Genomic DNA, 14,275 nt, shown 5'->3' on the forward strand with positions numbered 1-14,275 from the left:
AGCATGCGGAGTATGCCCTACCGCAGGTCAGCAGGGCAATCCACTTGATCCAAGGAGGTCCGGCAGGTCAGCCGGGCAGGGTCGCCGGGCTGCCTCCGTTGGCCTCGTAGCCCGCCACCGCCAGCGCGCGGTGGACGGCGAAGGCTGCGGCCGGGTCGTCGGACAGCGTCCAGGGCAGCGCGCCCACATGGCCGTCGACGTGTACGAGCTGGTCCATGGCCTCCGCCCAGCGCTCGGCGCGGACCAGGAAGAAGAGGAGCAGATGGCGGACGTGCGCGAGCATCGGGTCGTCGGGGCGGGCCGTGTGCACCGCGTGCAGCGCGCCGTGCATCGCCTTGGTGACGACCTCGCTCTGGTAGAAGCTCACGACCAGGTTCACCTCCGGGATGTGCTCGAAGACCGCGAACAGCGGCAGTGCGGCGAGCAGCGAGCCCTCGGGCGCGCGGGCCGCCGCGGCCTCGGCGAACGCGTAGGCCAATTCGCGCGAGCCGTGCCACTTCTCGCACCAGTAGTGCAGCGCGGCCAGGTGCGCGCCCATGTGGTTCGGCGTGCGGTCCGCGATGTTCAGCCACAGCTTCTCGAACTCGGGCTGCGGATACGCGAGGCCGCGGGCGACGGACAGCTCGACGATGTACGGCACGGGGTCGCCGGGGGCGAGCAGGGCCGCCTGCGCGCAGGCCTGCCTGGCCTCCTCCATGATGATGCGGAAGTCGTCCGTGCCCGGCGTCGACGTCCGCCACGCCTGCTGCACCAGGAACTCGGCGTGCACCGCCGCGCCGCCCGCGTCCTTGGGCTGCTCGGCCCGCCACACCCTGAGCCACTGCCCGCCCGGCGTCTCGTGCACCCCGCCCGGCCGCTGTGCGAGCTCCAGCGCCGCCGCACCGGCGAAGGCCTGCACCCGCTGCCAGCGCGCCTCGCCCTCGGCCTCGGTGCCGGCCAGCAGCTGGGCCGCCGCGCGGTAGTCCTGCGTGCGCTGCACCAGCTCCAGGACGTTCAGCAGGTCCTGGTCGGAACCGGGCATCCGCACGTCCAGCTCCTCCTCGCGCACGAAGCCGTAGTCCGCCGGGTCGGCGGCGTCCGGGTGGCCGGGGGACACCAGCCCCATGGCCCCGCGCCTGCGCCGGATGATCGGGAGCAGCACGAAGCTCAGCAGGACCAGCGCCATGAGCAGCCAGAGAATCGACATGCCTCCAGCGAACCAGACGCCGCCGACAATTGGCCAACCCCGCCCGCCGGGCCTGTGGACAACCTCGATGCTCGTGTGTGGACAACCTCGGTGCCCGTGTGCGGACGCCAGCATCCGGTCGGGCGCACTACGCTCGGTGGACATGAGCGACAGGCACATCAGTCAGCACTTCGAGACTCTCGCGATCCACGCGGGCAACACCGCGGATCCCCTCACCGGCGCGGTCGTCCCGCCGATCTACCAGGTCTCGACCTACAAGCAGGACGGCGTCGGCGGCCTGCGCGGCGGCTACGAGTACAGCCGTAGCGCCAATCCGACCAGGACCGCCCTGGAGGAGAACCTCGCCGCGCTGGAGGGCGGCCGCCGCGGCCTCGCCTTCGCGTCCGGCCTGGCGGCCGAGGACACCCTGCTGCGCACGCTGCTCAGCCCCGGCGACCACGTCGTGATCCCGAACGACGCCTACGGCGGCACCTTCCGCCTCTTCGCCAAGGTCGTCAGCCGGTGGGGCGTGGAGTGGTCCGTCGCCGACACCAGCGACCCGGCCTCCGTGCGGGCCGCCATCACCCCGAAGACCAAGGCCGTGTGGGTGGAGACCCCCTCCAACCCGCTGCTCGGCATCACCGACATCGCCACGGTCGCCCAGATCGCCCACGACGCCGGGGCCAGGCTCGTCGTCGACAACACCTTCGCCACGCCCTACCTCCAGCAGCCGCTGTCGCTCGGGGCGGACGTCGTCGTGCACTCCCTGACCAAGTACATGGGCGGCCACTCGGACGTGGTCGGCGGTGCGCTGATCGTCTCCGACCAGGCGCTGGGCGAGGAGCTGGCCTACCACCAGAACGCGATGGGCGCCGTCGCCGGTCCCTTCGACTCCTGGCTGGTGCTGCGCGGCACCAAGACCCTCGCGGTGCGCATGGACCGGCACAGCGAGAACGCCACGCGGATCGCCGACATGCTGACCCGGCACCCGCGCGTGACCCGCGTCCTGTACCCGGGCCTGCCCGAGCACGCCGGCCACGAGGTCGCGGCCAAGCAGATGAAGGCGTTCGGCGGCATGGTGTCCTTCCAGGTCGACGGCGGCGAGGAGGCCGCGGTCGAGGTCTGCAACCGCGCCAAGGTGTTCACCCTCGGCGAGTCGCTCGGCGGCGTCGAGTCGCTCATCGAGCACCCCGGCCGGATGACGCACGCCTCCGCGGCCGGCTCCGCCCTGGAGGTCCCCGCCGACCTGGTGCGCCTGTCCGTGGGTATCGAGAACGTCGACGACCTGCTGGAGGACCTGCAGCAGGCGCTCGGCTAGTCCCGCGTCACCAGCCGGTGACCGGTGGAGTCGTCTGCGAGGGCGGCTCCACCCAGGGATGGACGTGCACCGCCCAGACGGTGAACGCCACCGCCGCGGCGCACAGCAGCAGCCACCACAGGCGGCGGGCGAGCCGCCGGCGGCTCAGCATGCGGTCGCCGCGGCGCACGGCCTCGCCGTACAGGTCCGGCGGCAGGGGTGCCGGCGTCTGCTCCAGGATCCGCCGCACGGCGGCCTCCCGCTGGGGGCGGTTCACCTGGGCCTCCCGGCGGGCCGTGAGGCCCAGGACGGTGTCGCCCTCGCCGCGCGCGGGGCGGCCGACACGGGCGCCGGATGCAGCACGGTGGCCGTGGCCCGGTCGCAGATCGAGTGCACCCGCTCGACCGGCAGACCGAGCAGGGCCGCCGCCTGTTCCTCGGCGACGCCCTCGTACATCCGCAGCACCAGGACCAGCCGTTCCTGCGGGTTCAGCTCGACGAGCGGGCTGCGCGGATGCGGCCGGGCGCGGCCGACGGCGCCGTAGTGGTGCCAGGCCCCGCGCTGGAACCGGGCGGCCAGGTACTGGCGGGCGCAGTCGTAGGGGTCGTCGCCGTGCAGCCGGTCCCAGCCGGCGTAGGTGTGGGCGAGCGCCAGCGTCAGCAGGCGCCGCGCGCGCGGGTTGGCGTCCGGCGCCTCCGCGGTGAGCAGCGTGGCGGTGTGCAGCAGGCGGCCTGCCGCGCCCGCGACGAACGCCTCGAACTCCCGGGCCCGACGGGCAGCACGGGATGCCTGCCGATCACGCACCGCGCCTCCCCCCTGAGGAGGTCCTGTCCGGTACGGGACAGGTGAACCGCGCACGACGCAGGACCCGGTCTCATATGAGGCCAGTGACGGCCCAAGGTCAAGACTCGGGACGGCACCAGTGCGGCCGGCCTCAGGACGCCGGCGACTGCTCCGCGGACGGCACCTGGACCGCCATCCGCGAGGAGAGCGCGGTGTTGAAGCGTGTGAGGAGCGTGCAGAACTGCTCGCGCTCCTCCGGCGCCCAGTCGTGTGTCAGCTCGGCCATCAACTGACGCCGCGACGAACGCACTTCCTCCAGCCGCGAGGACCCGCGCGGCGACAGCTGGAGCACCACCGCCCGCCCGTCCTCCGGGTGCGAGGTGCGCTTGACGAGCCCGGTGTCGACCAGCGGGGCCACCTGCCGGGTGACCGTGGAGGAGTCGATCCCCATGCTCGCGGCGAGCGCCTTGACGCCCATCGGGCCTTCCTTGTCGAGGCGGTTGAGCAGCAGGTACGCGGCGCGGTCCATGGAGTTGCGCACCTGTCCGACGCCGCCGAGCCGGGTCTGTTCGGCACGGCGGGCGAACACCGCCACCTCGTGCTGGAGGGTGTCGAGGAGACCGGTGTCACCGACGGTCGTCATGTCCATCGACATTTCAGGTGTTGTGGGCATGGCCGGAGGCTCGCTTCATGAAGGGCTGCTGGGTTGGGGGACAGGGTACGCGGCCCGGGGGCGGGCCGTACCGGCGCGGACCAAACCGGTCTCGGAGCTTGGTCACACCCGCCGTGTGCGAGCGTGAACTGCGAGACTTGAGTCATGAGCTACGGCACGGCTGACTCCTTGCGCTCCGTCACCCTCGACGACGTGCGCGGAGCCCAGAAGATGCTCTCCGGTGTGGCACGTGTGACGGCGATGGAGGGCAGCCGCCACCTGTCCCAGCTGGTCGGCGCGCCGGTGCACTTCAAGTGCGAGAACCTGCAGCGGACCGGCTCGTTCAAGCTGCGCGGCGCCTACATCCGGATCGCCGGTCTGCTGCCGGAGGAACGTGCCGCCGGGGTGGTGGCCGCGAGCGCCGGGAACCACGCACAGGGCGTGGCGCTCGCCTCCGCGCTGCTCGGGGTGCACGCCACCGTGTTCATGCCGGAGGGTGCCCCGCTGCCGAAGATCAGCGCGACCCGGGACTACGGCGCCGAGGTGCGCCTGCACGGTCAGGTGGTCGACGAGACGCTGGCCGCCGCCCAGGAGTACGCGGAGCAGACAGGCGCTGTGTTCATCCACCCCTTCGACCACCCGGACGTCATCGCAGGTCAGGGCACGGTCGGCCTGGAGATCCTGGAGCAGTGCCCGGAGGTGCGCACGATCGTCGTCGGCATCGGCGGCGGCGGGCTCGCGGCCGGCATCGCGGTCGCGGTGAAGGCGCTGCGGCCGGACGTGCGGATCGTCGGGGTGCAGGCGGAGGGCGCGGCGGCCTACCCGCCCTCGCTCGCGGCCGGCCGGCCGGTGTCGGTGGAGCATCCGGCGACGATGGCCGACGGCATCAGGGTCGGGCGGCCCGGCCTCGTGCCGTTCGGGATCATCGAGGAACTGGTGGACGAGGTGCGCACGGTCAGCGAGGACCAGCTGTCGGCCGCGCTGCTGCTGTGTCTGGAGCGGGCCAAGCTGGTCGTGGAACCGGCCGGGGCGAGCCCGGTCGCGGCTCTGCTCGGCGAGCCCGGCGCCTTCCCCGGCCCGGTCGTCGCGGTGCTGTCCGGCGGCAACGTCGACCCGGTGCTGCTGCAGCGGGTGCTGCGCCACGGCATGGCGGCGCAGGGCCGCTACCTCGCCGTCCGGCTGCGGCTGACCGACCGTCCGGGCGCCCTCGCCACGCTCCTCGGGGTGTTGTCAGCGGTCGACGCCAACGTCCTCGACGTGAGTCACGTACGCACCGATCCCCGGCTCGGGCTCACGGAGGCGGAGGTGGAGCTGCACCTCGAGACGAAGGGACCGGCGCACTGCGCCGAGGTCGGCCAGGCCCTGGGCGAGGCGGGCTACACGGTCATCGGCTGAGGCCGGCCGGGGCCCGGAGCAGGCGGTCACTCGTTCGGGGAAAAACCATTGAGAGACGCGATACATCGCGTTATGGTGTGTCGCGTGGCTGCCGGTCCGCCGGCCGCCTGTCCGCCGGTTCGCGCACGGAAAGCCCCTGGTGGAAAAAGACTGGGTGGCGCCGAGCGGACAAACCCAGCCTTTCCGTAACCCCCCACCCCTTCCCGAACGATCCCCGACGACGTGGAGACTCACATGCCAGGCGCCATCTATGCCGAAGGTCTGGTGAAGACCTTCGGTGACGTAAGGGCACTGGACGGCGTCGACCTCGATGTCCCCGAGGGCACGGTCCTCGGCCTGCTCGGGCCGAACGGCGCCGGCAAGACGACGACGGTGCGATGCCTGACCACACTGCTGCGCCCCGACAGCGGCCGGGCGGTCGTCGCGGGGGTGGACGTCCTCAAGCACCCCGACACCGTGCGCCGCTCCATAGGCCTGTCCGGTCAGTTCGCGGCGGTCGACGAGTATCTGACCGGCCGGGAGAACCTCCAGATGGTGGGGCAGCTCTACCAGATGAGGGCCCGGGCGGCCAGAGCGCGCGCATCCGAGCTGCTCGAGCAGTTCAACCTCGCCGACGCCGCCGACCGCCCCGCCAAGACCTACTCCGGAGGCATGCGCCGCCGACTCGATCTCGCGGCCGCCCTCGTGGTCTCACCGCCCGTGATGTTCATGGACGAGCCGACCACCGGCCTCGACCCGCGCAACCGCCAGCAGCTGTGGGAGGTCATCAAACGGCTCGTCTCCGGCGGTACGACGCTGCTGCTGACGACTCAGTATCTGGAAGAGGCCGACCACCTCGCCCACGACATCGCGGTCGTCGACCACGGCCGGGTCATCGCCAAGGGCACCTCCGACCAGCTCAAGGCCCGCACCGGCGGCGAGCGCGTCGAGGTCGTGGTGCACGAGCGCGAGCACATCCGGACCGCTCTGGAGATCCTGCGGGGCTTCGGCAAGGGGGAGACCACGGTCGAGGAGCACACCCGCAGGCTCACCGTCCCCGTCAGCGGCGGCGCCAAGCTGCTTGCCGAGGTCATCCGGGAGCTGGACACCCGCGGGATCGAGATGGACGACATAGGACTGCGCCGCCCCACCCTCGACGACGTCTTCCTGTCCCTGACCGGACACGTGGCCGAGCGCACCGACCAGGACGAGACGAACGGCAAGGAGGCCGTGAAGTGAGTGCCGTCACCGACGCCGTGCGTGCCGCGGCTCCCGGCAACCCCATCGGCCGGTCCCTGCGGGACTCGCTGATCGTCGCCAAGCGCAACCTGATCCGGATGTCCCGGATCCCCGAAATGCTGATCTTCGGGCTGATCCAGCCCATCATGTTCGTGGTGCTGTTCACCTACGTGTTCGGCGGCTCCATGAAGATCGACGGCAGCACCAGCGCGATCGACTACAAGAACTTCCTGATGGCCGGCATCTTCGCGCAGACCGTCACCTTCGCCACCGCCAGTTCCGGCGCCGGCATCGCCGACGACATGCACAAGGGGCTCATCGACCGATTCCGCTCCCTGCCCATGGCACGCGGCGCGGTGCTCACCGGCCGCACCCTCGCCGACCTGGTCCAGACGGCTCTCACCCTGCTGGTCCTGGCCGTCGTGGCGCTCCTGGTCGGCTGGCAGGTCGGGACCTATCACGGCACCGACGCCGGCCGGGTCCTCGCGGCCTTCGGCCTGCTGCTTCTGCTCGGGTATGCGTTCACCTGGATCGGCGCCCTGATCGGCCTGACCGTCCGCACCCCGGAGGCGGCCACCTCCGGCGGACTGATCTGGCTCTTCCCGGTGACCTTCATCTCGAACGCGTTCGTCGACACCAGCAACATGACCCCGTGGCTGCGCCACATAGCGGAGTGGAACCCGTTCAGCGCCACCGTCCAGGCGGCCCGGGTGCTGTTCGGCAGCCCCGGCCAGTCCGACTCGACGGCCTGGCCCATGCAACACCCGGTCTGGGCCTCGCTGCTCTACTCGGTGCTGATCGTCGTCGTCTTCCGCACCCTGGCCGTCCGCAAGTACCGCTCGGCGACCGCCTGACGGCATGGCTGCGCCCCCGGTGTCACGCGGATCACGCGGACGCCGGGGGCGCGGGCCGAAGCGGTGGGTGGGATCAGGCCGAGTACGGATCGGCCTTGAGGATCCGCACCGAGGCCTTCTTGCCGTTCGGCAGTTCGTACTCCGCGTCCTCGCCGACCTTGTGGCCGATCACGCCGGCACCCAGCGGGGACTGCGGCGAGTACGTCTCGATGTCGGCGCTCGCGTACTCGCGGGAGGCGAGCAGGAACGTCATCGTGTCGTCCTCGTCACCGTCGAAGGCGATCGTGACGACCATGCCGGGCGCGACGGCGCCGTCCGCGGAGGCCGGAGCCTCGCCCACCTGGGCGTTCTCCAGAAGCTGGGTCAGCTGGCGCACACGAAGCTCCTGCTTGCCCTGCTCCTCCTTGGCAGCGTGATACCCGCCGTTCTCGCGCAGGTCGCCCTCCTCGCGCGCGGCCGCGATCTTGGCGGCGATCTCCGTGCGCGCAGGACCAGTAAGGTACTCAAGCTCGTCCTTGAGCTTGTTGTACGCCTCCTGGGTCAGCCAGGTGACGTTCTCGCTGGTCTGGGTCACAGGGTGCTCCTCGTCGGTACTGGGAATACAAAGCATCGCCCTACCCAGAAGAATGTTCCTTCTTGGATGGGCGAAACCACGAGCCTAACAATTCAACGGCGGAAGGGGGAGGACATATGCCACCAGAATCTCATCAATGCAGCTCAGGGTGTATGCATTGCGAGTGAAGGATCAGCCGGCGTGGCAGCCGAGCAGCTCGGCCGTCGTCCCCTTGGCCGTCGTACGGAGCGTGACGACCTTGTCGATGCGCGTGGCCGGACCCGTGAAGCGGAAGTCCGCCCGGCCCACCTCGGCACCGTCCGCCGACTGGGATCGCAGGGTGCAGTAGCCGTCGGCGCCGGAGTCCTTGTGCACCTCCAGATGCACCTCGACCGCGTCGTCCGAGGCCTGGAAGGTGATCACCTGGGCGCTGATCTCGTTCTGCGCGACGTAGTGGTAGGCGAAGTAGCCGACGAGTGCGAGCAGGGCCGCGCCCAGAGCCGCACCGATGATCTTGAGCTTGCGGTCGGCACGCTCGTCCGAGGAACGGCCGTAGCGGCCCTCGGGCAGCCGCGCGCTCGCCGTGCTCATGATCGTCCTCTCCGCGGAATTATTCGCCCCCCGATTCGGTCACTATAGAAGCCGCCGAACGCACCCCAAGACGCGGGGGCGCCGACATACGAGGATCGAGTCTTGACTGACCAGCTGCGACTGATGGCCGTGCACGCGCACCCCGACGACGAGTCGAGCAAGGGCGCGGCGACCATGGCGAAGTACGTGTCCGAGGGGGTGGACGTGCTGGTGGTGACCTGCACGGGCGGAGAGCGCGGGTCCATCCTCAATCCCAAGCTGCAGGGCGACAAGTACATCGAGGAGCACATCCACGAGGTACGCAAGAAGGAGATGGACGAGGCTCGCGAGATCCTCGGGATCAAGCAGGAGTGGCTCGGCTTCGTCGACTCCGGCCTGCCCGAGGGCGACCCGCTGCCCCCGCTGCCCGAGGGCTGCTTCGCCCTGGAGGACGTGGACAAGGCGGCCGGTGAGCTCGTCCGGAAGATCCGCTCGTTCCGCCCGCAGGTGGTCACCACCTACGACGAGAACGGCGGCTACCCGCACCCCGACCACATCATGACCCACAAGATCTCGATGGTGGCGTTCGAGGGCGCGTCGGACACCGAGAAGTACCCCGAGAGCGAGTACGGCCCGGCCTACCAGCCGTTCAAGCTCTACTACAACCAGGGCTTCAACCGGCCCCGCACCGAGGCGCTGCACCAGGCGATGCTCGACCGCGGTCTGGACTCGCCCTACGGGGAGTGGCTCAAGCGCTGGAAGGAGTTCGAGCGCACCGAGCGCACGCTGACCACGCACATCCCGTGCGCGGAGTTCTTCGAGATCCGCGACAAGGCGCTGATCGCCCACGCCACGCAGATCGACCCCGACGGCGGCTGGTTCAAGGTGCCGCTGGAGCTGCAGAAGGCGGTCTGGCCGACGGAGGAGTACGAGCTGGCGAAGTCGCTCGTCGACACCTCCCTCCCCGAGGACGACCTCTTCGCGGGCATCCGCGACAATGCCTGACATGAGCGCAAGCCTGGCACTGACGCACCTCGTCCCCCTCGCCAAGGAGGTCGACGAGAACAAGGTCACCCCCGGCGTCCTCGGCTTCATCGTCTTCGCGATGCTGGCCCTGGCCGTGTGGGGTCTGATGAAGTCGATGAACAAGCACATGCAGAAGGTCGCCTTCACGGAGTCCCCGGACGCCGGGGCCGAGAAGACGGCCGACTCCACGGAACAGCGGGGCTGACCGCTCAGCGCCCGACCGGAACCGCCACTCCCATCACCTCCCGGGCGTGGCGGTCCGGCGTCATGCGCAGCCGCCAGGCCTGCCAGCCCGCCTCCAGGCTCACGCCCCGCTCCAGCAGCAGGGCGTAGGCCGGCACCCACTCGGCCAGCTTCTCGTCCCGCAGCGGATGCGTGGCGCGGGCCAGCCGGGCCAGCTCCTCCTGGGCGACGGCCGTCCCCACGTCCACCCCGCCCGGCGCCGCGTACGGCAGCAGGGTGCAGCGCAGGAAGCGGGCCCAGTCCTCGCCGCGCCGGTCGCCGTAGGAGGTGAACAGGGTCAGCGCCTCGTCGCACAGGGCCAGCGCCTGCGGGATCCGGGCGTTGCCCGCGTCCACCACCGCCAGCTCCAGACAGGTCCAGGCCTCGCCGTGGGCGACGCCGATGCGCTGGAAGTCGGCGCGGGCGTCCACGAGCAGCTGGCGGGCGAAGCCCGAGTTGCGCAGCGAGCCGGTCTGCGCGGCCCGCTGGTCCCGGGTGGCCCGGGCCGAGTGGTGCCGGGCGCAGGCCAGGCCGTAGACGTCGCGCATCCGGGAGAACATCTGCCGGGAGCGTTCGAGATCGCGGACCGCCCGGTCCAGCTCGCCGGTCTCCTCCAGAGCCTGGCCGAGGTAGTACAGCGTCCAGGCCTCGCCCCGCGCGTCCTCGTTGTCCCGGTGCCTGGCCGCCGCCTGGCGCAGGCCCTCCACGGCGGGGGACGCGTCGCCGTCGACCAGCCGTGCCCGGGCCAGCTGGGTCAGCGCCCAGGCCTCGCCGCGCGCGTCGTGCGTACGGCGGTACCGCTCCAGGGCGGCCCGCAGCTCCGTCTCCGCGCGTGGCACGTCACCCATCCGCAGGGCCAGTTGGCCGAGCTGGAAGTGGGCCCAGGCCTCGCCGTGGAGGGAGCCGCCCTCGCGGTGCAGCACGAGGGAGCGGGTGAGCAGGTCCAGAGCCTCCGACAGCCGGGCGCGGTCGCGCTGGACCGCCGCCAGCGCGTGCATCGTCCAGGCACGGTCCGTCGCCAGCTCCTCGGCCGCCTGCAGGTCCAGGGCCTCCTGGAGCTTGGCGGCCGCCTCCGTGAGGTTGCCCTGGTGGTGCAGGGTGATCCCGAGGGAGCACAGGGCGCGGGCGGCGCCCGCGTCGTGGTGCGCCTGCCGGTAGAGGTCCACGACCGAGGCGAGCGTGGTGCGCGCCTTGTCCAGCTCGCCCAGATGACGGGCCGCGATACCCGTGCGCCACTGCACGGAACGCACCAGCAGGCCCTCGTCGACGGCCTGGGCCAGCTCGCTGATCTCGCCCAGCCGGTAAAGGTCCCCGCGCAGCAGGCAGTAGTCGCACAGGGCACCGAGCAGGTTCAGCACGGCCGCCTGGTTCACGCCGTCCGCGTGCCGCAGGGTCGCCGTGATGAAGCTGGACTCGTCGTCCAGCCAGCGCAGCGCCTCGTCGAGCGAGGTGAAGCCGTGCGGGCCGAACCGGTCCGAGCGCGTCGACATGTTGCCGTCGACCAGCCGTAGTACCGAGTCGGCCAGCTCCGCGTAGTTCACGATCAGCCGCTCCTGCGCGGCCGTGCGCTCGGCCGGGTCCTCCTCGTCCAGCAGCCGGGCCTGCGCGAAGGCACGCACCAGGTCGTGCAGCCGGTAGCGGCTGCCGCGCACATGGTCGATCAGACCGGCCCGGGCGAGCGCGGCCAGATGCCGGGTCGCCTCCGGCTCGTCGGTGGCCAGCAGCGCGGCGGCCGCCGCGGCGCCCAGCGAGGCCCGCCCGGCCAGCGCCAGCCTCCTCAGCAGCCGGCGCGCCGTCTCCGACTGGTCGGTGTAGCGCAGCCACAGCACCCGCTCCACCGGCTCGACCGGGCCGTACGCGCCGAGATCCGTGGCCAGCTGCCGCGGTGAGCGCGGGCCCAGTGACGAGCCCGCGACACGCAGCGCCAGCGGCAGGCTCCCGCACAACTGCCGGATCAGGTCGGTGGATTCGGAGTCGTACGGTCCCGACGCGTCCTGCGCTGCTGTGCCCAGCAGCTCCTCGGCACCCGCCGCGTCCAGTGCCTCGACCGGCAGCTGGTGCACCCAGGCCACCAGGTCCGCGGGCAGCTCCAGCGGGGTGCGGGCGGTGACCAGGACCAGGCTGTCGGAGTGCTCCGGCACCAGCGCGCGCACCTGCTCCGGGTCGGAGGCGTCGTCCAGCACGATCGTCACCGGCAGGCCGGTCAGATGCCGGTGGTACAGCTCACCGAGCCGCTTGACCTGCTGGTCGGGGGAGGAGCGTTCCCGGAACAGCAGCTGCTCGCGGGGCGCGCCGAGCCGGTTGAGCAGGTGCAGCAGGGCGTCCCGGGTGGGCAGCGGCGGCTCCTCCCGGCTGCCGCCGCGCAGGTCCACGACGACCGCGCCGCGGAAGTGGTCCCTGAGGTCGTGCGCCGCACGGACCGCGAGTGTCGTACGGCCGGAGCCAGGCTCTCCGTGCAGCACGACCACCGTCGGCCGGGTCTCGGTGGCCGCCCGGGCCGACTGCGCCCACTGCCTGATCCGCGCCAGCTCCTGCCGGCGCCCCGCGAACGGACCTTCCGGCTCGGGCAGTTGACCGAACGACTGCTCCAGCACCGTGCGCCTGCGGGCCGCCGCGCTCTTGTCCGCACCGCGCAGCGCCGGGCCGCCCGGCTTCTTCGGACCCATGGAGGTGCTGAGCACCCGCTGCTGGTCGAGGAACGGGCGGATGCCGCGCACCTCCAGCGCGGTCAGCCACTGCAGCCGCAGCTGCTCCGGGCCGCCGGGCTGGCCGGCCTCGCCCGCGCGATGGTGGGCGGCGGGCAGGTGGGAGCCGGCCACCTTCAGCACGGTGGCCGCGGCTCCCGCCACGCCCACGGCGACACCCGCGCCGACGGCCGTACCCGTGCCGGTGCCGAGGGACAGGTCGGCGACGGCGGCGGCCACCGCGGCAACGCCCGCCACCAGCAGGGCCGTTCCGGCGCCCTCGCGTGCGTAGCGCTGGCCGAAGGTGAGGCGGCCGGCGTCGGCCTCGTCGAGCGCGCGCGTGTAGGTCCCGTACTCCTCGGCGGCGGTCTGTGCCATGGCGTCCAGCGCGCCGCGTCCCCGCGACAGGAGCAGCTGCGCGTCGGCCCGTCCGCCGGAGCGCCGTACCTCCTCCTCCACGGCCCGGCCCAGCAGCCGCTCGGCCTCCGCCCGGTGGCTGTCGCGCATGTCCCGTCCCCCTCCGGTGGCAACTCCTCTGCCTACGAGTGTCCTTCGGGTACGCCGGGAACGCGAGGGGCGGAGATCAGGGGGCCGGTGAGGGTTTCGTAGGGGCAACTCCCTTGTGTGCGGCCGAATTCGGCTGTTCGTCCGGCTTCCTGGGCTCCGACAGTGCCATGGCCACGCACGCCCCTGCCAGTGCGGTCTCCACCACCGCACACCCGAGTGCCATCACCAGGTCGCCGCCCGACCGGGACGTCGTCACGTCGAACCACGCGTCCAGCACCGCAGTCGCCGCCGTCGCCGCGGCCGTGAGGCGGGCCCGGGGGTCGGCGCGCAGACCGAGCAGGGCCGTTGCCGCGCAGCCCGTCGCCATGAGGACGTCGAGGCCGATCCAGGCCAGCGACCAGTGCCGTACCTCCGTGCTGCCCGGCAGGGTCAGGGCGAGCACCACCGTCCACGGCACGAGCAGAACGGCCCCCGTCCCGAGCAGGATCAGAGTCCACCTCTTGAGCGTCGTCGTCAGTGCTGTCCTCATCGCGGCCCCCGTTTCGTCGTCTGCCCCCACCGTAGACCGCAGAGAAAATTCTGCAAAGAAAATTCGGCAGATGTCAGGGACGTCTCAGGGTTCTCAGGGTTACGGTGGCCGCATGACCGACGGCATGCCCGAGATGACCAGCCTTGAGCGCACCGCTCTCTACAAGTCCCTGGGCAACCCGCTGCGCCGCCGGATCCTCGACTACCTCGGCCGGCACGGCGAGGCGAACTCCACCGTGCTGGCCCGCGAACTCGGCGAGAGCTCCGGCACCACCAGCTACCACCTGCGCAAACTCGCCGAGCAGCGGCTCATCGAGGAGATCCCTGAGAAGTCCGGGGGGCGTGAGCGCTGGTGGCGGGCGCTGCCCTTCAGTCACACCACACCCGACCCGGCCGCGATGTCCCCGGAGGAGTACGCGGCCGCGGAACAGCTCGCCCATCTCAAGATCGAGGTCGACACCGCCCTCTTCCGCCGCGCCCACCAGGAGTACCGGGGGCCGGAGGGGTGGGCGCAGGTGCAGCGGAACGGCACCTGGATGACCAGGGACGAACTCCTCGCCTTCATGCGGGAGTACCACGCCCTGCTGGACCGCCACGGCCACCTCCGTGAGGACGCCCCGGAGGGTGCGCGCCCGGTGTCGATGCGTTTCTATGCGGTGCCGGAGCCCGTGGCGGAGACGGATGGGTGAGCCCTCCGGGCGGTGCGGCATCAGCGGGTTGCCGGCCGACGAAGCTCCGGAGCGGATCCTGTTCTCCGACTGCGTCGTCCGGCCGGGTGTGAAGGGCGGGCAGTCCTGGGACCACTCCCGAGTGCGCCCTGC

15 protein-coding genes are annotated in these 14,275 nt (G+C 71.6%); 7 read left to right on the plus strand and 8 right to left on the minus strand.

Features of this window, described 5'->3' with window-relative positions; translation table 11 throughout:
• Positions 1-67: 67 nt before the first annotated feature.
• Entirely contained in the window at positions 68-1,186 is a 1,119-nt protein-coding gene (locus FB157_RS15255) for a hypothetical protein (RefSeq protein WP_145879882.1), read from the minus strand.
• Positions 1,187-1,328: 142 nt separating this feature from the next.
• On the opposite strand from FB157_RS15255, the gene FB157_RS15260 reads away from it, so the two are divergent.
• Complete coding sequence (locus tag FB157_RS15260; protein ID WP_145879884.1) at positions 1,329-2,483, plus strand: cystathionine gamma-synthase; 1,155 nt, start codon at positions 1,329-1,331, stop codon at positions 2,481-2,483.
• A 7-nt stretch (positions 2,484-2,490) separates the two neighbouring features.
• Here the strand turns inward: FB157_RS15260 and FB157_RS15265 are convergent, their stop codons facing one another.
• The 3 genes from FB157_RS15265 to FB157_RS15275 form a co-directional block, all read right to left on the minus strand.
• Entirely contained in the window at positions 2,491-2,739 is a 249-nt protein-coding gene (locus FB157_RS15265; RefSeq protein ID WP_145879886.1) for a hypothetical protein, read from the minus strand.
• Positions 2,736-3,266, minus strand: a complete 531-nt coding sequence (locus FB157_RS15270; protein ID WP_145879888.1) for a sigma factor-like helix-turn-helix DNA-binding protein — start codon at positions 3,264-3,266, stop codon at positions 2,736-2,738. Before FB157_RS15270 ends, FB157_RS15265 begins: the two co-directional genes overlap by 4 nt.
• 130 nt (positions 3,267-3,396) lie before the next feature.
• Positions 3,397-3,900 (minus strand): MarR family winged helix-turn-helix transcriptional regulator, encoded by a 504-nt coding sequence (locus FB157_RS15275; protein ID WP_186581523.1) that lies wholly within the window; start codon positions 3,898-3,900, stop codon positions 3,397-3,399.
• A gap of 162 nt (positions 3,901-4,062) precedes the next feature.
• Between FB157_RS15275 and ilvA the strand changes: the two genes are divergently transcribed.
• The 3 genes from ilvA to FB157_RS15290 all read left to right on the plus strand — a co-directional run bounded on the left by ilvA (position 4,063) and on the right by FB157_RS15290 (position 7,364).
• A complete protein-coding gene (ilvA, locus tag FB157_RS15280) occupies positions 4,063-5,292 on the plus strand; it encodes a threonine ammonia-lyase (RefSeq protein WP_145879890.1) in 1,230 nt (409 codons plus the stop codon).
• A gap of 234 nt (positions 5,293-5,526) precedes the next feature.
• Complete coding sequence (locus FB157_RS15285) at positions 5,527-6,510, plus strand: ATP-binding cassette domain-containing protein (RefSeq protein WP_145879892.1); 984 nt, start codon at positions 5,527-5,529, stop codon at positions 6,508-6,510.
• Complete coding sequence (locus FB157_RS15290; protein WP_145879894.1) at positions 6,507-7,364, plus strand: ABC transporter permease; 858 nt, start codon at positions 6,507-6,509, stop codon at positions 7,362-7,364. The genes FB157_RS15285 and FB157_RS15290 overlap by 4 nt, the downstream gene beginning before the upstream one ends.
• A gap of 73 nt (positions 7,365-7,437) precedes the next feature.
• Here the strand turns inward: FB157_RS15290 and greA are convergent, their stop codons facing one another.
• Both greA and FB157_RS15300 read right to left on the minus strand, forming a co-directional pair.
• Positions 7,438-7,938 (minus strand): transcription elongation factor GreA, encoded by a 501-nt coding sequence (greA, locus tag FB157_RS15295; protein WP_145879896.1) that lies wholly within the window; start codon positions 7,936-7,938, stop codon positions 7,438-7,440.
• Between the two features lie 171 nt (positions 7,939-8,109).
• A complete protein-coding gene (locus FB157_RS15300) occupies positions 8,110-8,508 on the minus strand; it encodes a DUF4307 domain-containing protein (protein ID WP_145879898.1) in 399 nt (132 codons plus the stop codon).
• Positions 8,509-8,631: 123 nt separating this feature from the next.
• Here FB157_RS15300 and mca point away from each other — a divergent pair, with 123 nt between their 5' ends.
• The gene (gene mca, locus FB157_RS15305; protein ID WP_186581524.1) at positions 8,632-9,492 is read left to right on the plus strand and encodes a mycothiol conjugate amidase Mca; all 861 of its coding nucleotides are present in this window, start codon (positions 8,632-8,634) and stop codon (positions 9,490-9,492) included.
• Positions 9,485-9,718, plus strand: a complete 234-nt coding sequence (locus tag FB157_RS15310; RefSeq protein WP_186581514.1) for a hypothetical protein — start codon at positions 9,485-9,487, stop codon at positions 9,716-9,718. The genes mca and FB157_RS15310 overlap by 8 nt, the downstream gene beginning before the upstream one ends.
• A 4-nt stretch (positions 9,719-9,722) precedes the next feature.
• Here FB157_RS15310 and FB157_RS15315 read toward each other — a convergent pair whose 3' ends face one another.
• Both FB157_RS15315 and FB157_RS47290 read right to left on the minus strand, forming a co-directional pair.
• A complete protein-coding gene (locus FB157_RS15315; protein WP_145879903.1) occupies positions 9,723-12,926 on the minus strand; it encodes a tetratricopeptide repeat protein in 3,204 nt (1,067 codons plus the stop codon).
• A gap of 76 nt (positions 12,927-13,002) precedes the next feature.
• On the minus strand, positions 13,003-13,455 hold the full coding sequence (locus FB157_RS47290) for a hypothetical protein (protein WP_186581515.1): 453 nt from the start codon (positions 13,453-13,455) through the stop codon (positions 13,003-13,005).
• A gap of 112 nt (positions 13,456-13,567) precedes the next feature.
• On the opposite strand from FB157_RS47290, the gene FB157_RS47295 reads away from it, so the two are divergent.
• Entirely contained in the window at positions 13,568-14,143 is a 576-nt protein-coding gene (locus FB157_RS47295) for a helix-turn-helix transcriptional regulator (RefSeq protein WP_186581516.1), read from the plus strand.
• Positions 14,144-14,275: the final 132 nt, after the last annotated feature.

It is taken from the genome of Streptomyces sp. BK340 (genome assembly GCF_007827595.1).
In the GTDB taxonomy this organism is placed as follows: domain Bacteria; phylum Actinomycetota; class Actinomycetes; order Streptomycetales; family Streptomycetaceae; genus Streptomyces.